This window comes from Pseudomonas sp. Fl4BN1, from assembly GCF_009908285.1.
Taxonomy (GTDB): domain Bacteria; phylum Pseudomonadota; class Gammaproteobacteria; order Pseudomonadales; family Pseudomonadaceae; genus Aquipseudomonas.
Genome location: NZ_JAAARM010000001.1, coordinates 140229 through 162933 on the forward strand (window position 1 = coordinate 140229; position 22705 = coordinate 162933).

Sequence of the window (22705 nt, forward strand, 5' to 3'; positions counted from 1 at the left end):
TTAGTGGGATTGGCCGTGCCAGGGCACCAGCTTGCGTTGCAGGGCGCGCAGGCCCATCTCCATGGCGAAGGCGATCAGGGCAATCACCAATATCCCCAGCAGCACCACGTCGGTGACCAGGAACTGCGCGGCGGACTGCACCATGAAACCCAGGCCGCTGGTGGCGGCAATCAGCTCCGCCGCCACTAGGGTCGACCAGCCGACCCCGAGGCCGATGCGCACCCCGGTGAGGATGTCCGGCAAGGCGCTAGGCAGGATCACGTGGCGAATCAGTTGCGCCCGGGTCGCGCCCAGGGACTGCGCGGCGCGCAGCTTGGCCGGGTCAACGGTGCGCACGCCGGTGGCGGTGGCGATGGCGATCGGGGCGAAGATCGCCAGGTAGATCAGCAGCACCTTGGACAGTTCGCCAATGCCGCACCAGATGACGATCAGCGGCAGATAGGCCAGGGGTGGAATCGGTCGGTAGAACTCGATCAAGGGGTCGAGCACGCCACGGGCGATGCGGTTGGCGCCGATGGCGATGCCCACCGGAATCGCCGTCAGAACGGCAAAGCCCAGGGCCAGGCCGATGCGTTGCAGGCTCGCCGCCAGGTGCTGCCAGAGGGTGGAATCCATGTAGCCGCTGGTGGCCAGCAACCAACCCTTTTGCAGCACCGCAGAAGGGGGCGGCAGGAACAGCGGTTCGATCAGGCCGGTGGCGGTGACGGCCCACCACAGGGCCAGCAGGGTGGCCAGGGTCAGCACGCTGATCCAGCGCGTGCTCAGGCTGCGGCGCACCGGCAGTGGTGCTTTCGGGGTGGCATCGCGGGTCGCGGTGGCGGGAATCTCATAGCTGCTCATGGGCGCTCCTGCTGCTGGGTGGCGCTGCGTTGGGAGAACACCCGGGACAGCACATGCTCACGGGTCTCGATGAACAGCGGGTCGGACTTGATCGACCGGGCCGACTCGCCGGCGGCGTAGCGCTGGCCGAAGTCCAGGTTCAGGCGTTCGACGATCTGCCCCGGGTTGGGCGCCAGAAGGATCAGGTCGGTGGCGAGGAATACCGCTTCCTCGATGTCGTGGGTGATCAGGAACACCGGCTTGGCGGTGCGCCGCCAGACTTGCAGCAGCAGCTCCTGCATCTGTTCGCGGGTGAAGGCATCCAGGGCACCGAAGGGTTCATCCATCAACAGCACCCGCGGCTCGGCCGCCAGGGCACGGGCCAGGCCCACGCGCTGCTTCTGCCCGCCGGAGAGCTGCCAGACACGGCGCTTTTCGAAACCGGCAAGGTCCACCAGGGCGAGCATCTCCCGAGCCCGGGCTTCACGCTTGTCCCGGGCCACACCGGCCAGTTCCAGACCGAAGGCAACATTGGCCAGCACGTCCTGCCAGGGCAGCAGGGCGTCGTCCTGGAACACCACGCCACGCTCGGCGCTGGGACCCTTGACCGGCACGCCGTCGAGGCTGATGCGCCCGGCACTGGGGTCGACGAACCCGGCAATCAGGTTCAGCAACGAGGTCTTGCCGCTGCCGGAAGGGCCCAGGGCGACCAGCAGTTGCTGTGGCCCCAGGGTCAGGGAAATATCCGCCAGCACCGGCTCGGCGGCGCCGGGGTACTGTGCGCTGATGCGCTCCAGTTGTAGCAAGGCCATGACGGCTATCTCCTGTCCTGTCGCGGATTATTCAGTGATGAACTTGGCGCTGACGTAGGGGGCGTAGTCCGGCAGTACCGCTTCGACCTTGCCTTGCTCCTTGAGGAACACCGCGGTGTCGGTGATGGCCTTGGTGGTCGGCGCGCCGAGGCTGACCACCTGGTCGGCGGCCAGCGGGTAGACGTTGCCTTGCAGCAGCAGCGGGATATCGCTGGCCTTGGCCCCGGAGAGCTTCACCAGCTTGTCGACGTTGCCCTGATTGGCCAGCCAGGCTTGCGGGTCCTTGCGGTACTGGGCGTAGGCATCCAGGGTCACCTTGGCGAAGGCGGTGACCACTTCCGGGTGCTTCTCGGCAAAGTCCTTGCGCACGATCCAGGCATCGAAGGTCGGCGCGCCGAACTTGGCCAGTTCACCGGAGGTGATCAGCACCTTGCCGTTTTCCTTGGCCACGCCGAGGGCCGGGTCCCAGACGTAGGTGGCATCGATATCGCCGCGTTTCCAGGCAGCAATGATCGCCGGTGGCGCGAGGTTGAGGATCTGCACTTTCGAAGGGTCGATGTTCCAGTGTTTCAGTGCTGCCAGCAGGCTGTAGTGGCCGGTGGAAACGAACGGCACGGCGACTTTTTTACCGATCAGGTCCTGAGGGCTCTTGATCCCGGAACCGTCCCGAGCCACCAGGGCTTCGGCGGCGCCGATCTGGGTGGCGATGAGGAAGGTTTCTACCGGCACCTTGCGGGTGATGGCGGCGGTCAGCGGGCTGGAACCCAGGTAGCCGATCTGCACATCGCCGGAAGCGATGGCGGCGATGACATCGGCACCGTTATCGAATTTGCGCCAGTTGATCTTGGCCTGGGTGGCTTTTTCGTAGCTGCCGTCGGCCTGGGCCACTTTGGCCGGGTCGACGGTGGTCTGGTAGGCGACGGTGACGTCGGCCGCCTGGGCAAAGAAACTCGCTGCGGCCAGGGATGCGGCCGCCAGGAGGCGAAGGGGGAAGTGCAGTTTCATTGGGGAGCTCCTCATAGGCGGCCGGTGATCGGCGTCGGAGGAGACTAAATGATCTAAGAATGCAGAAATAAATAACTTATTTGCATTAGCTTATGAGGGGAAATATGCAGCGCGCTGTTCGCCGGCAAGCCGGCTCCTACGGGATGGGTGTAGGAGCCGGTTGGCCGGCGAAGCGTCAGTTGCTGATGGCCAGGATGCTGGCCTGGTAGGCGCCGACGAAGACGTCGAAATCACCCACTTCGTTCTGTTCCAGTTCGGTTTGCTGCTCCAGGGATTTGCGCGCCGCCTCTTCGAAGGCGGTTTGTTCTTCCTTGGCCAGTGGCTGGCCGCGGAAGTACTCGGCATGGACCTGGCTCTGGCGCAGGGAGAACTGGCTGAAGCTTTCCTTGTGCTCGCTCATGGCCGCCAGCACCTGGGCCGAAGGGGTCAGGGACGAGTCCTTGACCTTGGCCAGCTGGGCGTCCAGCGCCTTGCTGTGCACGTCGCTGCCATGACTCTGGTCCAGCAGCGCGGCCAACGGCGCGATCTGCTCCAGCAACTCGGCCGCCCATTCCTTCATCTCCACCGGCTGGCCCCGGCGTTGCAGCTGCAGGCCCGGGCGCCGACCTTCCTTGACCACCGCGAGGAAGTTCGAGGTGGCGTTGCCGCATTCGTTGTTCTCGAACAGCGGGCTGTCGTTCAGCGCGCAATACAGCAGGAAGGCGTCGAGGAAGCGGGCTTCCTGGACATCGATGCCCAGGGGCAGGAACGGGTTGATGTCCAGGCAACGGACTTCGACGTACTGGATACCCCGGGCCATCAGTGCCTGGATCGGCCGCTCGCCGGTATAGGTCACGCGTTTCGGGCGGATGTTGGAGTAGTACTCGTTTTCGATCTGCAGGATGTTGGTGTTGAGCTGCACCCACTCGCCATCCTTGTGGGTACCGACTTCCACGTAAGGCGCGTAGGGCGTGGCCACGGCCTTGCGCAGGCTGTCGGTGTAGCTGTTCAGGTCGTTGTAGCAAGGGGTCAGGCCGGCCTGGGCCTGGCTCTGGTAGCCCAGGTCGCTCATGCGCAGGCTGGTGGCGTAGGGCAGGTACAGCGTCTCGGCGTCCAGCTGTTCCAGCTGGTGCGAGCGGCCGCGCAGGAAGCCTGCATCCAGGGCCGGCGAGGCACCGAACAGGTACATCAGCAGCCAGCTGTAGCGGCGGAAATTGCGGATCAGCGCGATGTAGGCCGAGGACTGGTAGTCACGGTCGCTGCCGACGAAGCCTTCGGCTTGCTTGAGCAGTGGCCAGAGCTGTTCCGGCAGGGAAAAGTTGTAGTGGATCCCGGCAATGCATTGCATGGTCTTGCCGTAGCGCAGGGCCAGGCCCTTGCGGTACACGTACTTGAGCTGGCCGATATTGGAGGTGCCGTAATAGGCGATCGGGATATCTTCCTCGGCCGGCAACGGGCACGGCATCGATGGACTCCACAGGTACTCGTTGCCGAGCTTGCTGTAGGCGAAGCGATGAATCTTGTCGAGGCTGGCCAGGGTATCCGCCGGGTCCGCGAGGGCCGGGGTGATGAATTCCAGCAGCGACTCGGAATAGTCGGTGGTGATCTGTTCGTTGGTCAGCGCGGAACCCAGTTCTTCCGGGTGCGGGGTCTGTGCCAGTCGGCCTTCGTCGGTGACACGCAGGCATTCACGTTCGATACCGTGCAGGCACTGCTCGAGCAGGGAGAGGTTAGCGCGCTCGCCGAGCAGAGCCAGGCGGCGGTTGAGAAGTTCGCTCAAGTTGGATTCCTTCACGCGTCAGTCGCCCCAATATGGGGGTGGGCAGGACGGTCTACAAGGGTGAAGTTGAAACTGGCGTTTTCGCCTTGTTTTTGAGTCAAGTCGACTCGTTTGAAAACGCCAATGCTCCATCCCTGAATCTGGCTTCAGTGCCGCCAGGAAACCTCGGCACCGCTTTCGCAGCGCCGAAATTAACCCAGATTCATGACAGGGAGCTATAGGACAGCGAAGGTGCCTTGCGCTTTTGCGACCAGTTTGTCGCCCTGTACCACGTCCGCTTCCACCACCAGGGTGCGGCGGCCGGGATGGATCACCCTGGCCCGGCACAGCACCTCACCCTCGGCCACGGCGCGGATGTAGTTGATCTTGCACTCGATGGTCGCGCTCTGCTGATCGAAGCCATGGGAGCTGGAGCAGGCCAGCCCCATGGCAATGTCCACCAGGCTGAAGATCGCCCCGCCGTGAAGCTTCTGCCCGCGATTGCGCAACTGTGGGGTCAGTTCCAGGGCGACGTCCGCTTCGCCGGTTTCCAGGCGTTGCAGACGGCAGCCGAGCAGTTGGCTGAAGGCGCTTTCGGTCAGGCCGGCAGGGATCTCCATCAGCGCTTCTTCAATTGCTTGGCGTTGGCGAACAGCGAGGCCATGGCGTTGTTGCTCGGGGCCGCAGGGGCGGCTTCCTTGCGCGGTGCACTGCCTTGGGAGGCGCGTGGCGTCGAGCCTGGGCGGGCGCCACGGGCACCGTCGATCTTCTCGCCCGGGGTGTCGCCCATGCGCATCGACAGGCCCACGCGTTTACGCGGGATGTCGACTTCCATGACCTTGACCTTGACCACGTCGCCGGCTTTCACCGCCTCACGTGGGTCCTTGATGAACTTCTCCGACAGCGCCGAGATGTGCACCAGGCCGTCCTGGTGCACGCCGATGTCGACGAAGGCCCCGAAGTTGGTGACGTTGGTCACCACGCCTTCGAGGATCATCCCCAACTGCAGGTCCTTGAGGTCTTCGACGCCGTCCTGGAACTCGGCGGTCTTGAACTCGGGGCGCGGGTCGCGGCCGGGCTTGTCCAGTTCCTGGAGGATGTCGGTGACGGTGGGCAGGCCGAAGGTTTCGTCGGTGAATTTCTTCGGGTCCAGGCGCTTGAGGAAGCCGCTGTCGCCGATCAGCGAGCGAATGTCCCGGTCGGTATCGGCGGCAATGCGCTGTACCAGCGGATAGGCTTCCGGGTGCACGGCCGAGGCGTCCAGCGGGTTGTCGCCGTTCATCACGCGCAGGAAGCCGGCAGCCTGTTCAAAGGTTTTCTCACCCAGGCGGGCGACCTTTTTCAGCGCGGCGCGGGTCTTGAACGCACCGTGCTCGTCACGGTGGCTGACGATGTTCTGCGCCAGGGTCGCGTTGAGGCCGGAGATCCGCGCCAGCAGCGCCACGGAAGCGGTGTTGACGTCGACGCCCACGGCGTTCACGCAATCCACCACCACCGCATCCAGGCCGCGTGCCAGTTTCAGCTGCGAGACGTCGTGCTGATACTGGCCGACGCCGATGGATTTCGGATCGATCTTCACCAGTTCCGCCAGTGGGTCCTGCAGGCGCCGGGCGATGGACACCGCGCCACGGATCGATACGTCCAGATCCGGGAATTCCTTGGATGCCAGTTCCGAAGCCGAGTACACCGATGCACCGGCTTCCGACACCATGACCTTGGTCATTTTCATGGCCGGGTATTTCTTGATCAGCTCGGCGGCCAGCTTGTCGGTTTCCCGGCTGGCAGTGCCGTTGCCGATGGCGATCAGGTCCACCGAGTGCTTGGCGCACAGGGCGGCCAGCACGGCCAGGGTCTGGTCCCATTTGTTGTGCGGTACATGGGGGTAGACGGTCGCGTGGTCGAGCATCTTGCCGGTGGCATCCACCACTGCCACCTTGCAGCCGGTACGCAGGCCTGGGTCGAGGCCCAGGGTGGCGCGCGGGCCGGCCGGAGCGGCCAGCAGCAGGTCATGCAGGTTGTGGGCAAAGACGTTGATCGCCTCGGTTTCCGCGCCGTCGCGCAGCTCGCCCAGGAGGTCGGTTTCCAGGTGGGTGTAAAGCTTGACCTTCCAGGTCCAGCGCACTACTTCGCCCAGCCACTTGTCGGCGGGACGGTTCTGGTTCTGGATGCCGAACTGCTGGCCGATCATGCCTTCGCAGGGGTGCATGGTGCCCGGCAGCTCGTCACCGACCTTCAGCGCGGAGCTGAGAATACCTTCGTTGCGGCCACGGAAAATCGCCAGGGCGCGGTGCGACGGCATGCTTTTCAGCGGCTCGTCGTGTTCGAAGTAGTCGCGGAACTTGGCGCCTTCCTCTTCCTTGCCAGCGATCACGCGGGCACTGAGGGTGGCTTCCTGCTTGAGGTAGCTGCGCAGTTTTTCCAGGAGGCTGGCGTTTTCGGCGAAGCGCTCCATCAGGATGTACTTGGCGCCTTCCAGGGCCGCCTTGACGTCGGCCACGCCTTTTTCGGCGTCGACGAAACGTGCGGCTTCGGCTTCCGGGGCCAGGTTCGGGTCGTTGAACAGGCCGTCCGCCAGCTCGCCAAGGCCGGCTTCCAGGGCGATCTGGCCCTTGGTGCGGCGCTTCTGCTTGTACGGCAGGTAGAGGTCTTCGAGGCGGGTCTTGGTGTCGGCCAGCTTGATGTCGCGGGCCAGTTCCGGGGTCAGTTTGCCTTGCTCTTCGATGCTGGCGAGGATGCTGATCCGCCGTTCGTCGAGTTCTCGCAGGTAGCGCAGGCGCTCTTCCAGATGACGCAGCTGGGTGTCATCGAGGCTGCCGGTGACTTCTTTCCGGTAGCGGGCGATGAAGGGCACGGTGGAGCCTTCATCCAATAGAGCGACGGCCGCTTCGACCTGTTGTGGGCGTACACCGAGTTCCTCGGCAATGCGGCTGTTGATGCTGTCCATAAAACCACCTGACAAATTGTGAAAGCAGGCCCGCGGGCGCGAAATTAAAGGCCCGGCGAGTCTGGTTGAGCGGCCTGGCCCGCGCCGCCACCTGGATCAATAGGCTGCCTGTTGACCCGTGAAATCGAAAAAATACTGCCGGCCGAGGCAAATAAATAAACCGGCCGAAGTCGTACTGATCAGATATTGCCCAACACAAAAGGCGGCGCATTATAACCAGCGTTACTGTCTTCTGGGTGATCGCGGGCCTCAGGCCGACGGCGGGTTTGCTGGCGACAGAGGAAAAATCTGCTAACAATGCACACGGTGCGTATAACGGCAGCTACGCCATAATGCGCACCGAGATTAGAGGAGCATCCAATGAGCAGCACTGCACAAACTGCTGAAGGCGAAAAAATTCTTATTGTTGACGACGATCCGGGGCTGAGCAGCCTGCTGGAGCGCTTTTTCGTCAGCAAGGGCTACCGTGCCCGCGCAGTCCCGAACACCGAGCAAATGGACCGTCTACTGGGTCGCGAAGTGTTCAACCTGGTGGTACTCGACCTGATGCTGCCCGGCGAAGACGGCTTGACCGCCTGCCGCCGCCTGCGCAGTGCCAACAACCAGATCCCGATCATCATGCTCACCGCCAAGGGCGACGAATTGAGCCGGATCAAGGGCCTGGAACTGGGTGCCGACGATTACCTGGCCAAGCCGTTCAACCCCGATGAGCTGATGGCCCGGGTCAAGGCTGTGCTGCGTCGCCAGTCGGCACCGGTGCCAGGCGCGCCGGGCAGCGAAGACGAAAGCGTGACCTTCGGTGACTACGAGCTGTCCTTGGCAACCCGTGAGCTCAAGCGTGGCGATGAAATTCATATGCTCACCACCGGTGAGTTCGCGGTGCTCAAGGCGCTGGTGATGAATGCCCGGCAACCGCTGACCCGGGACAAATTGATGAACCTGGCCCGTGGCCGCGAGTGGGACGCCCTGGAGCGCTCCATCGACGTGCAGATCTCGCGCCTGCGCCGGATGATCGAGCCCGATCCTTCCAAGCCGCGCTATATCCAGACCGTCTGGGGCGTGGGTTATGTCTTTGTGCCGGATGGCACTGCGACCAAGTGATCAGTGATTGGTAGGAGCGAACGCCCGGGCCGGTAACGACCCGGGCGTTCGCATTCCACAACGCTGCGAGCGCGACTCGCTCCTGCAAAGTGTGTATTGGCTGTTATGAAAACCCCGCTGTGGTTCCCCCAGAGTTTCTTCTCCCGCACCCTGTGGCTGGTGCTGATCGTGGTGCTGTTTTCCAAGGCGCTGACCCTGGTTTATCTGTTGATGAACGAGGACGTGTTGGTGGACCGCCAGTACAGCCACGGCGTGGCCTTGACCCTGCGCGCCTACTGGGCTGCCGATGAGTCCAACCGCGACCAGATCGCCGAGGCCGCCGGCCTGATCAAGGTGGTGGGCAGCGGTGTGCCGGCCGGTGAACAGCACTGGCCCTACAGCGAGATCTACCAGCGCCAGATGCAGGCCGAGCTGGGCGCCGACACCGAAGTGCGGCTGCGCATGCACGCACCGCCGGCGTTGTGGGTGAGAGCGCCGAGCCTGGGCGATGGCTGGCTCAAGGTGCCGTTGTACCCGCATCCATTGCGCGGGCAGAAAATCTGGAGCGTGCTGGGCTGGTTCCTGGCCATCGGCCTGTTGTCCACTGCCTCGGCGTGGATCTTCGTCAGTCAGCTCAACCAGCCCCTCAAACGCCTGGTGTATGCCGCCCGGCAACTGGGCCAGGGGCGCAGCGTGCGCCTGCCGATCAGCGACACCCCGAGCGAGATGACCGAGGTGTACCGCGCCTTCAACCAGATGGCCGAGGACGTGGAGCAGGCGGGTCGCGAGCGCGAGTTGATGCTGGCGGGGGTTTCCCATGACTTGCGCACGCCGTTGACCCGCTTGCGCCTGTCATTGGAGTTGATGGGCGAGCACACCGACCTGACCGACGACATGGTGCGGGATATCGAGGACATGGACGCCATCCTCGATCAGTTCCTGGCGTTCATCCGCGACGGTCGCGACGAGTCGGTGGAAGAGGTGGACCTGAGCGACCTGGTGCGGGAAGTGGCGGCGCCGTACAACCAGAATGAGGAACGGGTGCATCTGCGCCTGGAGCCGATCCAGCCATTCCCGCTGCGCCGGGTGTCGATGAAGCGCCTGCTGAACAACCTGATCGGTAACGCCTTGAATCATGCGGGCACGGAAGTTGAAGTGGCGGCTTATGTATCAGGCGATACCAATGCCCCTTACGTGGTGCTGAGCGTGATGGACCGTGGTGCCGGGATCGATCCTTCGGAGCTGGAGGCGATCTTCAACCCCTTCACCCGTGGCGACCGCGCCCGAGGCGGCAAGGGCACCGGCCTGGGCCTGGCCATCGTCAAGCGGATTGCCGCCATGCACGGCGGCAACGTCGAGTTGCGTAACCGTCCGGATGGCGGACTGGAGGCAAGGGTACGCCTGCCGTTGGGCCTGCTGCTGCCCCGCGACGCAGATTGATCAGGGCTTCGCTCCTACTGGCAGTACATAGCCCGTAGGAGCTGGCTTGCCAGCGAAAGGCCGGCAACGCAATCCCTAGCCCTTGCCCTTGGTGCGGGTCATGTTCGGCCCGCCGTTCTTCTCGATATGCTCGATGATGATCCCCGCCACGTTCTTGCCGGTGGTGGTCTCGATCCCTTCCAGGCCCGGAGAGGAATTGACTTCCATCACCAACGGCCCGTGATTGGAACGCAGGATATCCACCCCCGCCACGCTCAGGCCCATGACCTTGGCCGCGCGCAGTGCAGTCATGCGTTCTTCCGGGGTGATCTTGATCAGGCTGGCGCTGCCGCCACGATGCAGGTTGGAGCGAAATTCCCCCGGCTTGGCCTGGCGTTTCATCGCCGCAATCACTTTGTCACCCACCACGAAGCAGCGGATATCGGCGCCGCCGGCTTCCTTGATGTACTCCTGGACCATGATGTTCTGCTTCAGGCCCATGAACGCCTCGATCACCGATTCCGCGGCGGTGGCGGTTTCACACAGCACCACGCCGATGCCCTGGGTGCCTTCCAGTACCTTGATCACCAGGGGCGCGCCGTTGACCATTTCGATCAGGTCGGGAATGTCGTCCGGCGAGTGGGCAAAGCCGGTCACCGGCAGGCCGATGCCGCGCCGTGACAGCAACTGCAGCGAGCGCAGTTTGTCCCGGGAGCGGGCAATGGCCACGGATTCGTTGAGGGGGAACACCCCCATCATTTCGAATTGGCGCAGCACCGCGCAGCCATAGAACGTCACTGAGGCACCGATCCGCGGGATCACTGCATCGAAGCCTTCCAGTGGCTTGCCGCGGTAATGGATCTGCGGCTTGTGGCTGGCGATGTTCATATAGGCGCGCAGGGTATCGACCACTACCATTTCATGGCCACGCTCGGTGCCGGCCTCGACCAGACGACGAGTGGAATACAGACGCGGGTTACGCGACAGCACAGCGATCTTCATGCAACACCTGTGGCAGAGGTAGTGGATACCGGGAACACCGGCTTGTCTTGTACGTATTTGATGCCCGGATTGACCACCAGTTGGCCGTCGATCAAGGCTTTGGAACCCAGCAGCAGGCGATAGCGCATGGCCTTGCGACAAGCGAGGGTGAATTCCACCCGCCATACGCGGTCACCCAGGGCCAGGGTAGTGCTGATCACGTAGCGTACCTGGGCATGGCCGTTGGAGCTTTTAATGGTTTTCATCGTCACCAGCGGCGCTTCGCAACGCCGATGACGCAACTGCAGCACACTGCCCAGGTGGGCAGTGAAGCGCACCCACTGCTCACCGTCGCGCTCGAAGGGCTCGATCTCGGTGGCATGCAGGCTGGAGGTACTGGCCCCGGTATCGATCTTGGCGCGCAGGCCAGCCACTCCCAGATCAGGCAGCGCCACCCACTCGCGTAGACCGACAACGGTCAAATGGTCAAAAGTCTTCAATAAGGGAAATCCGCAATTAGCCTTGCCAAGCCGAGGCCGGAACCTCGGCCAGGGCTTTGAATGCAGGTTTGGCGAACCAGTAACCCTGCATCAGATAAATTCCACAGTCGCTGAGAAAGTCCCGTTCACCGGCACTTTCAATGCCTTCGGCAATGACTGTAACGCCCAACTCCGCACAGATTGTGACAATCCCGCGGATGATCGCCTGGCGTACGCGATCCTGGTGGACATCGCGCACCAGCGCCATGTCGAGCTTGATCAGGTCAGGTTGGAAATCCGCCAGCAGGTTCAGCCCCGAGTACCCCGCACCGAAGTCATCGATGGCGGTCTTGAAGCCGAATTCGCGGTATTCACGCAGAATATGGGTCAAATGGCGACTGTTATCTACGTGCTGGCTTTCCAGGGTTTCGAAAATCAGCCGATCCAGGGGAAAGTGCTGGGCGCGGGCGGCTTCCAGGGTGCTGCGAATGCACAGTTCCGGCCGGTATACGGCGTTGGGCATGAAGTTGATCGACAGGTGGCTTTGCATCCCCAACTGCGTTGCCATGGTGATGGCCTGGGTGCGGCAGCGCTGGTCGAAACGGTAGCGGTTGTGGTCGTCGACCTGATCCAGCACGGTGTTGGCGCCTTCGCCATTGACCCCGCGCACCAGCGCTTCATGGGCAAAGATCGAGCGGTCGCGCAGATCGACTATGGGTTGATAGGCGAAGGAAAAATCGAAGCCCAGTGGCTGGCTTTGCTGGCAACCTTCGCAACGGCTGTTGGGCGAGGTCAGGGAAGTGGGGAAATCAGTCACGGGGACTCCTCGCGTATCAGGGCGCAACCTGGGTTATTTTAGGTGAGTGGCAGAGTTTATGAGAGCTCGCTTGCAGGCTGTACAGTTGCGACATTTTTCAGCAAGAGGAATTCCAGTGGCGCATAAGCAGGAAGAAGAGGACAAGGTTCGTCTGGATAAATGGCTATGGGCGGCGCGCTTCTACAAGACTCGCGCCCTGGCCAAGGCCGCCATTGAAAGTGGCAAGGTGCATCACCGCGGCGAGCGCTGCAAGCCGGGCAAGGAGCCGCGCATCGGCGACGAATATCAGGTCCGTACCGGTTTCGATGAGCGCAGCGTGGTGGTCCAGGCCCTGTCAATCGTGCGCCGTGGCGCTCCCGAGGCGCAGGCCCTGTACGCGGAAACCGAAGCGAGCATCGCCAAGCGCGAAACCGCCGCGGCCCAGCGCAAGGCCGGCGCCCTTGGCGTCAGCACCGACGGCAAGCCGAGCAAGAAACAGCGCCGTGACCTGTTCAAGTTCCATGGCAGCAGCCACGAATGAAACCGTAGGAGCCGGCTTGCCGGCGAATGGGCCCTTGAGGACGCCTTCGCCGGCAAGCCGGCTCCTACAGGCCTGATCAGCGCAACAGGTTGCTGGAACGGACCACGTTCATGCGTGAGAGCACCGGCGTTTGGCTTAGCAGCTTGAACAGCGGATGAGTCAGGCGCAGCAGAGCGTTGGACATCCGCGCCGCGTACGGGGTGTAGTAGCCCCAGCCCAGGGCCAGCACCGCCAGCAGCACGCCGCCGATGTAGTCGTCCTGGCCCCAATGGGCACCGGCTACCAGGCGCGGCATCATGAACAGCAGGGTCAGGCCCCAGATAATCACGAACTGGCCAATGCTACGGCTGAAGATGCCCATGAACAGGCCCCAGATCAGCAAGACCGAAGCGTGATCGCCAGGGAAGCTCTGGCTGGAGCGATCCTTGAGCTCCCAGGTTTTTTCCCAGCCCGGGAAGTAGTCGCTCATGTGCACGGAGCCTTCGAGCACCATGGACGGACTGTTGTGTTGCCAGCCCATGAAGGCCACCAGCTTGGAAAACAGCGCGCGAATCACCACCATAAGAATCAGGATCGACAGGAAGCCGAAAAATGCCCGGCGCACGTCCACGGCCTTGAACACCCAGTCGCCGCGAATCAGCAGGCCGAGCATGATCAGGCCGATCACGATGTCGAAGGGGCGCAGGCTGGCCACGGCCCAGATGTGCAGCCAGGTGGCGTTGGTCGCCAGGGGAGTGTTGAGCAAGCGGAACAGCCATTCGTCGAAGAGCACGCAGAGCATTTGCCCGGTAGGCCACAACCAGAAACCCAACAGGGCCAAAGGGAGTAAATTGCACAGAGCCAGTTTGCCGAGGTTCCACCTTGCTTGGAACAAACCCGGATTGTTCATAAAATATCTCCAAACACAGCAAAAAAATTGCACCTTAATGGTGCAAGCGTCGTAATTTTCGGTGCTTGTAACCTTTTTGTCATCATTCAGATACCCAGACCTATGACTGATTTGCCGGATACCGACTTCACTCAACGCTTCATCTTTGATGAGAGCGATGCCCGCGGCGAGCTAGTGGCGCTGGAGCGCAGTTACGCTGAGGTCCTCGCCAAACACCCCTATCCCGAGCCGGTGGCGCAGCTGCTTGGCGAACTGATGGCTGCGGCGTCGTTGCTGGTCGGCACCTTGAAGTTCGATGGCTTGCTGATTCTCCAGGCCCGCTCCGAAGGTCCGGTGCCGTTGCTGATGATCGAGTGCTCCAGCGAGCGCGAGATCCGTGGCCTGGCCCGCTACGACGCGGACCGCATCGCCGCCGATGCGACCCTTGCCGACATGATGCCCGACGGCGTCCTGGCGCTGACCGTCGACCCGGCCCAGGGCCAGCGCTACCAAGGCATCGTTGACCTGGATGGCGCTACGCTTTCGGAATGCTTCACCAACTACTTCGTCATGTCGCAACAGGTCGGGACCCGCTTCTGGCTCTACGCCGATGGCCGCAATGCCCGTGGCCTGCTCCTGCAACAGCTGCCTGCCGACCGCCTGCGCGATCCGCAAGATCGCGAAGACAACTGGCAGCACCTTACCGCCCTGGCCGGTACCCTGACGGCTGATGAACTGCTGAGCCTGGACAATGAAACCGTGCTCCACCGCCTGTACCACGAAGAGGCCGTGCGCCTGTTCGATGTGCAACCGCTGCGCTTCCGTTGCAGTTGCTCGCGGGAACGCTCGGGCAATGCGCTGGTCAGCCTGGGTCTGGAGGATGCGCAGGAACTGGTGGTGGAACATGGTGGCAGCATCGAGATCGACTGCCAGTTCTGCAACGAGCGCTACCTGTTCGATGCCGCCGATATTGCTCAATTGTTCGCCGGAGCGGGCGTCGACACACCGTCAGATACTCGTCACTAAAACGATTCAGCGCAGGTAAATCACCTGACAAACGCCGGAATTACGCCGTGCTGACGGGAGGACCCTACTATTTTTGGGCTTTTCTGGCATAATCCGGCGCACTTTTTTCGCGGTAGTAGTGCGCGAGTTTCTACTACAAAACGTTTGGAGCACTCGGCCAATGGCCGACGGGGAACCTCATGACGCAAGCCAATAACGCCGTGTACACCGATCTGAGTGTGGATGATCTGGTCAAAGAAGCCCTGAACCGCGGTGAGGGCGAGCTTGCCGATACCGGCGCTCTGGTGGTTCGCACCGGTCATCGTACCGGCCGTTCGCCAGTGGATCGTTTCATCGTAGAAGAGCCCAGCACCCAGGACGCTATTGCCTGGGGCCCAATCAACCGCAAGTTCCCGGCCGCCAAGTTCGACGCCCTGTGGGACCGCGTTGAAGCCTACCTGGGCGAGCGCGAGCGTTTTGTTTCCCACGTGCATGTAGGTTCCGACCCGGCTCACTACCTGCCAGTGAAAATGACCACCGAGACTGCCTGGCACAACCTGTTCGGCCGTTGCCTGTTCATCAACCCCGAGCAATACAACGCCGGTGGCAAGGGTGAATGGCAGATCCTCAATGCACCGAACTTCGTTTGCGAACCTGAGCGTGACGGCACCAACTCCGACGGCACCGTGATCCTCAACTTCGCGGCCAAGAAAGTGCTGATCGCGGGCATGCGTTACGCTGGCGAAATGAAGAAAGCCCTGTTCTCCGTACAGAACTTCCTGTTGCCGGCTGTGGACGTGCTGCCAATGCACTGCGCCGCCAACATGGGCGAAGAAGGCGACGTGACTCTGTTCTTCGGCCTGTCGGGTACTGGCAAGACCACCCTGTCGGCCGACGAAAGCCGTTACCTGATCGGTGACGACGAACACGGCTGGGGCGTTGGCGTGGTGTTCAACATCGAAGGCGGTTGCTATGCCAAGTGCATCGACCTGTCGGAGAAGAACGAGCCGGTGATCTGGAAAGCCATCCAGCACGGCGCGGTCCTGGAAAACGTCGTACTCGATGCCAACAAAAAGGCCGACTACGCCGACGACAGCCTGACCCAGAACAGCCGCGCCGCCTACCCGCGCGAGCTGATCGAAAAACGTGCACCGAAGAACCTCGGTGGCGAGCCTAACGCCGTGATCTTCCTGACCTGCGACCTGACCGGCGTACTGCCACCGGTGTCGATCCTCAGCGAAGAACAAGCCGCCTACCACTTCCTGTCCGGCTACACCGCGCTGGTGGGCTCGACTGAAATGGGTTCGGGCTCGGGCATCAAGTCGACCTTCTCCACCTGCTTCGGCGCACCGTTCTTCCCGCGTCCGGCTGGCGAATACGCAGAGCTGCTGATCAAGCGCATCCGCGGCTTCGGCTCCAAGGTCTACCTGGTCAACACCGGCTGGACCGGCGGTGGCTACGGCGTTGGCAAGCGCTTCAACATCCCCACCACCCGTGGCGTGATCGCAGCGATCCAGAGCGGCGCGCTGATCGGTGCCGAGACCGAGCACCTGGACATCGTCAACCTGGACGTGCCAAAAGCCGTTCCTGGCGTCGAGACTGGCCTGCTCAACCCACGCAACACCTGGGCTGACAAAGCCGCCTACGACGAAGCGGCCAAGGCCTTGGCTGGCCTGTTCACCGAGAACTTCAAGAAGTTCGACGTGAGCGACGCGATCAAGGCTGCTGGTCCGAAGCTGTAAGCCTCGACCAGAAGTAAAAAAGCCGCCTTTCGGGGCGGCTTTTTTGTGCGCTGGAAATCTTCTAGCGGCTGCTGTAGGAGGCTTACGTCTTCAGGTGCAGCACTAACGCTCCAGCCAACACCAGCACCACTCCCGTCACCTGCAGCGGCGACAACCGCTCCTTGAAGAACACATAGCCCAGCACCGCGGCGATGCCGCCGGACAGGGTGCTGATCACCGTCACCACCGACACCGAGCCGCTCATGGCGCCCCAGGAAAAGGCGAAGAAGGCGCCGAGGTTCATCAGGCTGGTGGAGGCCAGCAGGCCGCAGTTTTTCAACGGCGGAATTTTCAGTCCGTCCGCGATTTTCAGCACCATCAGCAGCATCACGCTGCTGCCCACCGCATACCCCAGCCAGAGCATGCCGATCGGCCCCAGTTGCGGCAGGGTGTAGCGGCCCTGCAGCCAGAAACTGGTGCCGTACAGGGTCGCCGACAACAGGGCGTAGAAGATCGAGCGGCCGGCGTCGGTACTGTGGGGCAGCTTGGGCCCGGGGTGGATGCCGGAGAAGATCACGCCGACCACGCATACGAGGATGCACAGCAGCTGGATCAGGTTGATCTGTTCGCCACTGGCCCAGGACAGCAAGGTGGTGACTACGCCGTAGGAGGTCACCAATGGCGCGACGATGGAGGCTTTGCCCAGGGCAAAAGCCTTGCCCAGGGCCAGGGCGCCAGAGACGATAAAGGCCGCGGCAACCACGCCCATCAGCCAGACCTCCAGCGGGGCGGTCATGGCCTTGAGGAGGAAGGCGGGGAAGACCGCCAGCAGCAGGCACATCAAGGTAAAGCCCAGGGCCTGGCTGAAGAACACCGCGCGTTTCACGCCCACGGCGCGGACGTTGAGGCCCACGAGAAAATCGGTGACGCCCCAGAGCAGGGCGGCGAGCAGACCCATCAGTACGTCCACGGCATTTCCTTGTGTACTGCCGTGAACCTTAGAGGCCTTCCAGCTCCTGAGTGTCCCAGCGTTGCTCCTTGAGCGCCCGGTACAGCATGCCAATGGTCAGCGGGAGCTTGTCTCCCCGGCCCTTGGCGCGGCGCTTGAGGGACACATCGTAGCCTTCGGGCTGGAAGTAGCGATAGCTGTCGAAGTCGACAAAGTCGATCACGAATTGCTCTTCCAGGGCCTGCAGCAAATGCCGGGCATCGGCGCCGTCGCAGCCCAGGTCGAGGTTGATCGCGGTGCTCAGGCGCAGGGTCTTGCGCTCGGGCAAGCCGATTTCCTCATGCAGCAATTGCATCAGTTGGCGCATGGTCGCATCGTCGGGAAAATCGGAGGCCAGGTGCATGTTCGAGGTTCGTTCGCTGATCGTGGAGGCTTTAGTGTACGGCGATTTAGCGGGCCCGGGCCGAGCATTGGCGGGCAAAACTGTGTATGGTTCGCCGCTGGCGGATGGGCTGGGACAGCGCTTCGGCCATCTTCATCTACAGGGATTTTGTTATGGCAGTTTTGCGCCTGGTGGCGGGGTTGTGGCTGGGGCTGGTGGCGAGTGCAGCACAGGCCCAGTCGTTGTCGATCGTAGTACTGGACGCGGTGGTCAAGGGCGGCGTGCTCGCCGATGCCGAAGTGCTGGTGCAGCAAGGCACGCTCAAGAGTTCCGGGCGGACTGACGCCCAGGGCCGACTGAGCCTGGCGACGGACGTTGTCGAGGCTCCCACCAGCGAGCTGCTGATTCGCAAGCTTGGCTACGCCGACCTGCGGGTCAAGTGTCCGTGCCTGGGCTTGAACTATGCCTTGAGCCCGGTGTTGGCCAACCCTGACAGCCGGCGCGTGGTGCTGAGCTGGAGTGCGCCGGGGGAGGACCTCGATGCGTATCTGGCCTATCCCCACAAGCTGCTGTTTTTCGCCACCGGCAAGGGGCCGGGAACCCGCCTGGACGTTGAAAGCAGTGACAGCCATGGCCCGGAAACCGTCACCATCGACGAGCCATTGCCCGGTGACAACTACGTCTTTGCCGTGCATGACTTCACCAACGGCAACAACCCCGACTCCCTGCGCCTGGGCCGCAGTCAGGCACGGGTCGACGTCTATAGAGGCCCGACGCTGATGCGCAGCTATCAGGTGCCGCAGAATCGCCAGGGCAATCTGTGGGCGGTCTTTCGCCTGACCGCCGATGGCCGCTTGCAGGACATCGATCGGGTGCTGCAAAGCAATCTGGAGCCAGGCTCGGTGATGAATGACCTGGACGTCTTGCTCGATCCAGCCAAGTCGATCGACCAGGTGGTGGCCAAGGACAGCGGGCCGGTGGATGCCAAGAGCCTCAACCAGCAAGGCGAGGAACGCTACCGCAAGGGCGACTTCGGTGGTTCGACCATCTACTACCGGTACGCCATCGAGATGGACCCCAACTACGCCCAGGCCTACAGCAACCTGGCCTTGGCGTTGCGCAAGAACAGCCGGCCGGACGAGGCGATTGTCGCCGACCGTCAGGCCATTGCCCTGGCCAGTGGCCCGGCGGCGTCCACAGTGCGCGCCAGCGCCTATTACGACATGGGACGTATCTACGAAGACGCCGGCTTGTTGCCCACGGCCCTGGAGCATTACCAGAAGGCCAGGGAGCAAAAGGCCAATGAGGTCTATGACAAGGCGATAGAGCGGCTACAGACCCGCTGATCACACAGGTAGAAGTTATCTCCACAACGCGCCAGCAGTGGCGCGTTGTGCATTTATGGAGGTTGATATGCGAATTCGTGTTTTCCCCTGGCTGCTGGCGCTGTGCCTGTCCGCGGGCGTGGCCCAGGCAGCCGGGCCGCTGGTCTTCGCCACCATCGACCGCAGTGGCTGGCCGAACCCTCTGACTAGCGCGGCGGATTTCGACACCGCCTCACGGGGGGAGATTCTGATGTTCGGCAAGGCCTTGCTGGCCAGTGAGGCATTGGACGAGAAGGCCTTGAAGCAGCGGCTTGGAGTCCGGCAACTGCACCTCAAGTCGCTCAACCAGGTACGTCAACGCTTCTGGGAACTGCTGCTGGGCAACTACCGACTGGCCAGCCAGGACTGCGACGGTGCACCGTTCTGCCTGCCGGTGCGCAACCTCGGGGAGCTGCGGCAACTGGTGGCCAGTTTCACCGGTGAGAGCAAATCCACCTACGGTGCTTGGGCTCAGGCCAGTGCTCAGTTCCATCAGCAATATCTGAACGAGCAACTGCGACTGGCAGCCCTGTTCCCAACGGTCAGCAGTGAAATTCAACGTTTTGACCCGGCCGAGAAACTGGGAGATGAGTTGGCGGACCGACAGTTTCTGCTGACCTTCGACGACGGTCCGAGCCTCCGTGGCGGGCACACGGATGAACTGGTCAATGTGCTGCGGGGCCACGATCTGCATAGCCTGTTTTTTGTCCTGGGGGACTCGTTTCAGGTGCGCCTGAGTCAATCTTCGGCAGAGCAGATGCAGACGCTATACGACGGCCAATGCGTGGGCGTACATGGCTGGGAACACAAATCCCATTCCTCGTGGAGCGAGTGGCAGAATTCGGTGATCCACAGCGCGAACCTGGCCAGCCGCACCCTGGCGGATGAATACTTGCCGCTGTTTCGTCCGCCTTATGGGCAGCGTCGCAGTGATAGCGCCGGGTTCTTCAAGGCCCAGGGGCAACAACTGATGCTGTGGAACATCGACTCCCAAGACTGGAGCAAGAAAATCAGCGCTGGGGCCGCTACCCAGCGGGTACAGACGCTGATGCTGCTCTGGCGGCGCGGCATCATCCTGTTCCATGACACCCACGCCAAGGCGGCTCAGGCAGTGCCGGTGCTGGTCGAGAACAATCGGCACAATGGCGTGCACTGGCTGGACTGCCGAAGCCTGCGCTAGGTTCTGCGGTGCTTCGCCGGCAAGCGGCGGAGCACCCTCACCGGTATCATCCAGTAGCCCTTTTCCCGCGACCTTTTCTCGACCCGCCGACCCGTCACGCTAGTCTTGAATGACCGGTCAGCGGTCAAAGGAGTGACCCTTATGCACAGCACCCTCGAACAGGTCTTCGGTTATCCACAGTTTCGCCCTGGCCAGGAGGCGGCGGTCAGCGCGGTGCTGGCCGGGCGCTCGGCGGCGGCGATCTTTCCCACCGGTTCCGGCAAGTCGCTGTGCTATCAGTTGCCGGCCGTGCTGTTGCCGCACCTGACCTTGGTGGTCTCGCCGTTGCTGGCATTGATGCAAGACCAATTGGCCTTCCTGCAGCGTCACGGCATCGCTGCTGCCAGCATCGATTCGGCCCAGAGCCGGGATGACGCCAACGAGGTCATGACCCGGGCGCGCTCCGGGGAACTGAAGATCTTGATGATCTCCGTGGAGCGTTTGAAGAACGAACGCTTTCGCAACTTTTTGCAGCAGGTACCCATCTCCCTGCTGGTGGTGGATGAGGCGCACTGCATTTCCGAGTGGGGTCACAACTTCCGGCCCGACTACCTGAAATTGCCGGACTACCAGCGCCAGTTCAACATTCCCCAGGTCCTGTTGTTGACGGCCACGGCCACCCCCAAGGTGATCGCCGACATGCAGGGCAAGTTCGCCATTGCCGCCACCGATGTGGTGACTACCGGCTTCTACCGGCCCAACCTCAACCTGTTGGTGGAGCCGGTGCGCGGTGCCGACAAGCGCCGGCGCCTGGTGCAGTGGATGGGCGAGCGGGCCGGTCAGCCCAGCATCGTCTATGTGACCCTGCAGAAGACCGCCGAGCAGGTGGCCGAGCACCTGAGCCGGCAGGGCATCGCTGCCGAGGCGTATCACGCCGGCCTGCCCCATGAGCAGCGTGAGTCGATCCAGCGGCGTTTCATGGAGGGCCGGAGCAATTGCATCGTCGCCACCATTGCCTTCGGCATGGGCATCGACAAGAGCGACATCCGTAATGTGGTGCACTTCGACCTGCCCAAGTCCATCGAGAACTACAGCCAGGAAATTGGCCGCGCCGGGCGTGACGGCCAGCCTTCGGACTGCCTGGTGCTGGCTAACCGCGACAGCCTCAACGTGCTGGAGAACTTCGTCTATGGTGACACCCCGGAGCTGAGCGGCATCCGCTGCGTGCTGGATGAACTGCAGGCATCGGTGGCGGAAGGGCAGTGGGAGTTCCTGCTCGGCCCACTGGCGGACCAGAGCAACATTCGCCAACTGCCGCTCAAGACCTTGCTGGTGCAGTTGGAGCTGCGTGGCCTGATCGCTCCGCGTTACGCCTATTTCGCCGAGTACCGCTTTAAGTTCCTTCTGGAGCCGGAGGCCCTGCTGGCGCGTTTCGAAGGTGAGCGGCGAGACTTTGTCGAAGCCGTCATCCACACCTCCAGCCGTGCGCGGACCTGGGCCACGGTGAATTTCGACGCGCTCTACGAGCAGTACCAGGCGCCGCGCAACCGGGTGGTCAAGGCACTGGATTACTTCCAGGAAAAGGGCTGGGTGGAGTTGGAAAGCAAGCAGATGACCGAGGTCTACAGCCTGTTGCGCACGGACTTCGATGCGGCGGCCTTGAGTGCGGATCTGCACGCATACTTCACCCGGCATGAGGCTGGCGAAATTGCGCGGATCCACGCCATGCTCGACCTGTTCGCCACCGAGCAATGCCTGGGCTTTCGCCTGGCGCAGTACTTTGCCGATGAGCAGGCCCCTCGGCGCTGCGGGCACTGCTCGGTCTGTCATGGCCAAGTGGCGCGCTTGCCGGAGCCTCCGGTTTTGCCGGCGCTTGTGGATAAAAACTTCAATGGCCTGTGTGGCGACTTTATCCACAGGCACCAACAGCACACGGGAGATGTGCCCGGGGCGGAGCGGCTGACGCGCTTCCTCTGTGGCATCAGCGTGCCGCTGTTCACCAAACTCAAGGCGCGGAGCATTCCCGGTTTCGCTGCGCTGGAGGATTATCCTTACGCCGCTGTGCGGGAGTGGTGCGAGGGGTATCTGCTGGGCGATCAACCGATCGTCCCGCCTTCAATCGATGGGAGAGAGCCCTGATGTCCGAGCCTATGCCGCAACGCGGTGACTATCGTCACTTCCAGCCAATCATTACCCGTTGGCACGACAATGACCTCTACGGCCATGTGAACAACGTTACCTACTACAGCTTCTTCGACACGGCGGTGAACACCTACCTGATCGAGCAGGGCGGCCTGGATATCCATGATGGCGAGGTGGTGGGATTGGTGGTCAGCTCGGCCTGCGACTACTTCGCCTCCATCGCCTTTCCCGAGCGTATCGAAATCGGCTTGCGAGTCGGCAAGCTGGGTAATAGTTCGGTGCAATACGAACTGGCGGTGTTCAAGACGGGAGACGCGGATGCCTGTGCGGCGGGGCGTTTTGTCCACGTGTTCGTGGATCGTGCCTCGAACCAGCCGGTGCCGATTCCGCCCGCATTGCGGGCGGCCCTGGAAGACTTGCTGGTGGCATGAGTCAGACGGGTGGTGCGATCGGTGGGGCGGTCCCGCGCTTGTAGGAGACGCTGTACCGTCAAGGGCCTCG

General features: G+C 62.5%; 21 protein-coding genes. 9 read left to right on the forward strand and 12 right to left on the reverse strand.

The genetic code is table 11. The features are described from left to right. From tauC to GV818_RS00655, 6 genes are all read right to left on the reverse strand, one after another. Window positions 1-840 carry a taurine ABC transporter permease TauC gene (tauC, locus tag GV818_RS00630; protein ID WP_161754129.1) on the reverse strand — a complete coding sequence of 280 codons (840 nt, stop codon included), beginning with the start codon at window positions 838-840 and terminating at the stop codon, window positions 1-3. Then, complete coding sequence (gene tauB / locus GV818_RS00635) at window positions 837-1631, reverse strand: taurine ABC transporter ATP-binding subunit (protein WP_161775615.1); 795 nt, start codon at window positions 1629-1631, stop codon at window positions 837-839. The genes tauC and tauB overlap by 4 nt, the downstream gene beginning before the upstream one ends. A 27-nt stretch (window positions 1632-1658) precedes the next feature. After that, complete coding sequence (gene tauA, locus GV818_RS00640) at window positions 1659-2636, reverse strand: taurine ABC transporter substrate-binding protein (protein WP_161754133.1); 978 nt, start codon at window positions 2634-2636, stop codon at window positions 1659-1661. Window positions 2637-2811: 175 nt separating this feature from the next. Then, window positions 2812-4395 (reverse strand): glutamate--cysteine ligase, encoded by a 1584-nt coding sequence (gene gshA / locus GV818_RS00645; protein ID WP_161775616.1) that lies wholly within the window; start codon window positions 4393-4395, stop codon window positions 2812-2814. A 215-nt stretch (window positions 4396-4610) separates the two neighbouring features. Continuing rightward, on the reverse strand, window positions 4611-4994 hold the full coding sequence (locus GV818_RS00650) for a PaaI family thioesterase (RefSeq protein WP_161754137.1): 384 nt from the start codon (window positions 4992-4994) through the stop codon (window positions 4611-4613). After that, entirely contained in the window at window positions 4994-7318 is a 2325-nt protein-coding gene (locus tag GV818_RS00655) for a Tex family protein (protein ID WP_161775617.1), read from the reverse strand. The genes GV818_RS00650 and GV818_RS00655 overlap by 1 nt, the downstream gene beginning before the upstream one ends. Before the next feature lie 360 nt (window positions 7319-7678). On the opposite strand from GV818_RS00655, the gene ompR reads away from it, so the two are divergent. Both ompR and GV818_RS00665 read left to right on the forward strand, forming a co-directional pair. Then, the gene (gene ompR, locus GV818_RS00660; RefSeq protein WP_161754141.1) at window positions 7679-8419 is read left to right on the forward strand and encodes an osmolarity response regulator transcription factor OmpR; all 741 of its coding nucleotides are present in this window, start codon (window positions 7679-7681) and stop codon (window positions 8417-8419) included. Window positions 8420-8524: 105 nt separating this feature from the next. After that, window positions 8525-9838 (forward strand): ATP-binding protein, encoded by a 1314-nt coding sequence (locus GV818_RS00665; RefSeq protein ID WP_161754143.1) that lies wholly within the window; start codon window positions 8525-8527, stop codon window positions 9836-9838. Between the two features lie 75 nt (window positions 9839-9913). Here GV818_RS00665 and rimK read toward each other — a convergent pair whose 3' ends face one another. The 3 genes from rimK to GV818_RS00680 are packed head-to-tail and all read right to left on the reverse strand — an operon-like array spanning window position 9914 to window position 12094. Next, window positions 9914-10819, reverse strand: a complete 906-nt coding sequence (rimK, locus tag GV818_RS00670) for a 30S ribosomal protein S6--L-glutamate ligase (protein WP_007931744.1) — start codon at window positions 10817-10819, stop codon at window positions 9914-9916. Further along, window positions 10816-11298: an ATP-dependent zinc protease family protein gene (locus GV818_RS00675; RefSeq protein ID WP_161754145.1), complete on the reverse strand. Its 483-nt coding sequence runs from the start codon at window positions 11296-11298 to the stop codon at window positions 10816-10818. The genes rimK and GV818_RS00675 overlap by 4 nt, the downstream gene beginning before the upstream one ends. Window positions 11299-11314: 16 nt before the next feature. Next, complete coding sequence (locus tag GV818_RS00680; RefSeq protein WP_161775618.1) at window positions 11315-12094, reverse strand: EAL domain-containing protein; 780 nt, start codon at window positions 12092-12094, stop codon at window positions 11315-11317. 115 nt (window positions 12095-12209) lie between these two features. Here GV818_RS00680 and GV818_RS00685 point away from each other — a divergent pair, with 115 nt between their 5' ends. Continuing rightward, the gene (locus tag GV818_RS00685; RefSeq protein WP_161754149.1) at window positions 12210-12614 is read left to right on the forward strand and encodes an RNA-binding S4 domain-containing protein; all 405 of its coding nucleotides are present in this window, start codon (window positions 12210-12212) and stop codon (window positions 12612-12614) included. A gap of 76 nt (window positions 12615-12690) precedes the next feature. Here GV818_RS00685 and GV818_RS00690 read toward each other — a convergent pair whose 3' ends face one another. Beyond that, window positions 12691-13503 carry a phosphatase PAP2 family protein gene (locus tag GV818_RS00690; RefSeq protein ID WP_161754151.1) on the reverse strand — a complete coding sequence of 271 codons (813 nt, stop codon included), beginning with the start codon at window positions 13501-13503 and terminating at the stop codon, window positions 12691-12693. 102 nt (window positions 13504-13605) lie between these two features. Between GV818_RS00690 and hslO the strand changes: the two genes are divergently transcribed. Both hslO and GV818_RS00700 read left to right on the forward strand, forming a co-directional pair. Then, entirely contained in the window at window positions 13606-14508 is a 903-nt protein-coding gene (gene hslO, locus GV818_RS00695; RefSeq protein ID WP_161754153.1) for an Hsp33 family molecular chaperone HslO, read from the forward strand. A gap of 179 nt (window positions 14509-14687) precedes the next feature. After that, the gene (locus tag GV818_RS00700) at window positions 14688-16229 is read left to right on the forward strand and encodes a phosphoenolpyruvate carboxykinase (protein ID WP_161754155.1); all 1542 of its coding nucleotides are present in this window, start codon (window positions 14688-14690) and stop codon (window positions 16227-16229) included. 82 nt (window positions 16230-16311) lie between these two features. Here GV818_RS00700 and GV818_RS00705 read toward each other — a convergent pair whose 3' ends face one another. Both GV818_RS00705 and GV818_RS00710 read right to left on the reverse strand, forming a co-directional pair. After that, window positions 16312-17166, reverse strand: a complete 855-nt coding sequence (locus GV818_RS00705) for a DMT family transporter (RefSeq protein WP_178124677.1) — start codon at window positions 17164-17166, stop codon at window positions 16312-16314. 40 nt (window positions 17167-17206) lie between these two features. Further along, complete coding sequence (locus tag GV818_RS00710; protein WP_161754158.1) at window positions 17207-17560, reverse strand: DUF1493 family protein; 354 nt, start codon at window positions 17558-17560, stop codon at window positions 17207-17209. Between the two features lie 152 nt (window positions 17561-17712). Here GV818_RS00710 and GV818_RS00715 point away from each other — a divergent pair, with 152 nt between their 5' ends. From GV818_RS00715 to GV818_RS00730, 4 genes are all read left to right on the forward strand, one after another. After that, the gene (locus GV818_RS00715) at window positions 17713-18885 is read left to right on the forward strand and encodes a tetratricopeptide repeat protein (RefSeq protein ID WP_161754160.1); all 1173 of its coding nucleotides are present in this window, start codon (window positions 17713-17715) and stop codon (window positions 18883-18885) included. Between the two features lie 67 nt (window positions 18886-18952). Continuing rightward, entirely contained in the window at window positions 18953-20083 is a 1131-nt protein-coding gene (locus GV818_RS00720; protein ID WP_161775620.1) for a polysaccharide deacetylase family protein, read from the forward strand. A 141-nt stretch (window positions 20084-20224) separates the two neighbouring features. After that, on the forward strand, window positions 20225-22201 hold the full coding sequence (locus GV818_RS00725; RefSeq protein WP_161775621.1) for a RecQ family ATP-dependent DNA helicase: 1977 nt from the start codon (window positions 20225-20227) through the stop codon (window positions 22199-22201). Further along, window positions 22201-22635 carry an acyl-CoA thioesterase gene (locus GV818_RS00730; RefSeq protein WP_161775622.1) on the forward strand — a complete coding sequence of 145 codons (435 nt, stop codon included), beginning with the start codon at window positions 22201-22203 and terminating at the stop codon, window positions 22633-22635. Before GV818_RS00725 ends, GV818_RS00730 begins: the two co-directional genes overlap by 1 nt. The last annotated feature ends 70 nt before the right edge of the window (window positions 22636-22705 follow it).

Coding starts and splice junctions, on each gene's coding strand:
- GV818_RS00665 (WP_161754143.1), top strand. CDS start 8,525: ATGAAAACCCCGCTGTGGTTCCCCCAGAGTTTCTTCTCCCGCACCCTG.
- GV818_RS00720 (WP_161775620.1), top strand. CDS start 18,953: ATGCGAATTCGTGTTTTCCCCTGGCTGCTGGCGCTGTGCCTGTCCGCG.
- GV818_RS00655 (WP_161775617.1), bottom strand. CDS start 7,318: ATGGACAGCATCAACAGCCGCATTGCCGAGGAACTCGGTGTACGCCCA.
- hslO (WP_161754153.1), top strand. CDS start 13,606: ATGACTGATTTGCCGGATACCGACTTCACTCAACGCTTCATCTTTGAT.
- rimK (WP_007931744.1), bottom strand. CDS start 10,819: ATGAAGATCGCTGTGCTGTCGCGTAACCCGCGTCTGTATTCCACTCGT.
- tauA (WP_161754133.1), bottom strand. CDS start 2,636: ATGAAACTGCACTTCCCCCTTCGCCTCCTGGCGGCCGCATCCCTGGCC.
- GV818_RS00690 (WP_161754151.1), bottom strand. CDS start 13,503: ATGAACAATCCGGGTTTGTTCCAAGCAAGGTGGAACCTCGGCAAACTG.
- tauB (WP_161775615.1), bottom strand. CDS start 1,631: ATGGCCTTGCTACAACTGGAGCGCATCAGCGCACAGTACCCCGGCGCC.
- GV818_RS00715 (WP_161754160.1), top strand. CDS start 17,713: ATGGCAGTTTTGCGCCTGGTGGCGGGGTTGTGGCTGGGGCTGGTGGCG.
- GV818_RS00710 (WP_161754158.1), bottom strand. CDS start 17,560: ATGCACCTGGCCTCCGATTTTCCCGACGATGCGACCATGCGCCAACTG.
- GV818_RS00650 (WP_161754137.1), bottom strand. CDS start 4,994: ATGGAGATCCCTGCCGGCCTGACCGAAAGCGCCTTCAGCCAACTGCTC.
- GV818_RS00730 (WP_161775622.1), top strand. CDS start 22,201: ATGTCCGAGCCTATGCCGCAACGCGGTGACTATCGTCACTTCCAGCCA.
- GV818_RS00700 (WP_161754155.1), top strand. CDS start 14,688: ATGACGCAAGCCAATAACGCCGTGTACACCGATCTGAGTGTGGATGAT.
- GV818_RS00725 (WP_161775621.1), top strand. CDS start 20,225: ATGCACAGCACCCTCGAACAGGTCTTCGGTTATCCACAGTTTCGCCCT.
- tauC (WP_161754129.1), bottom strand. CDS start 840: ATGAGCAGCTATGAGATTCCCGCCACCGCGACCCGCGATGCCACCCCG.
- GV818_RS00705 (WP_178124677.1), bottom strand. CDS start 17,166: ATGGGTCTGCTCGCCGCCCTGCTCTGGGGCGTCACCGATTTTCTCGTG.
- ompR (WP_161754141.1), top strand. CDS start 7,679: ATGAGCAGCACTGCACAAACTGCTGAAGGCGAAAAAATTCTTATTGTT.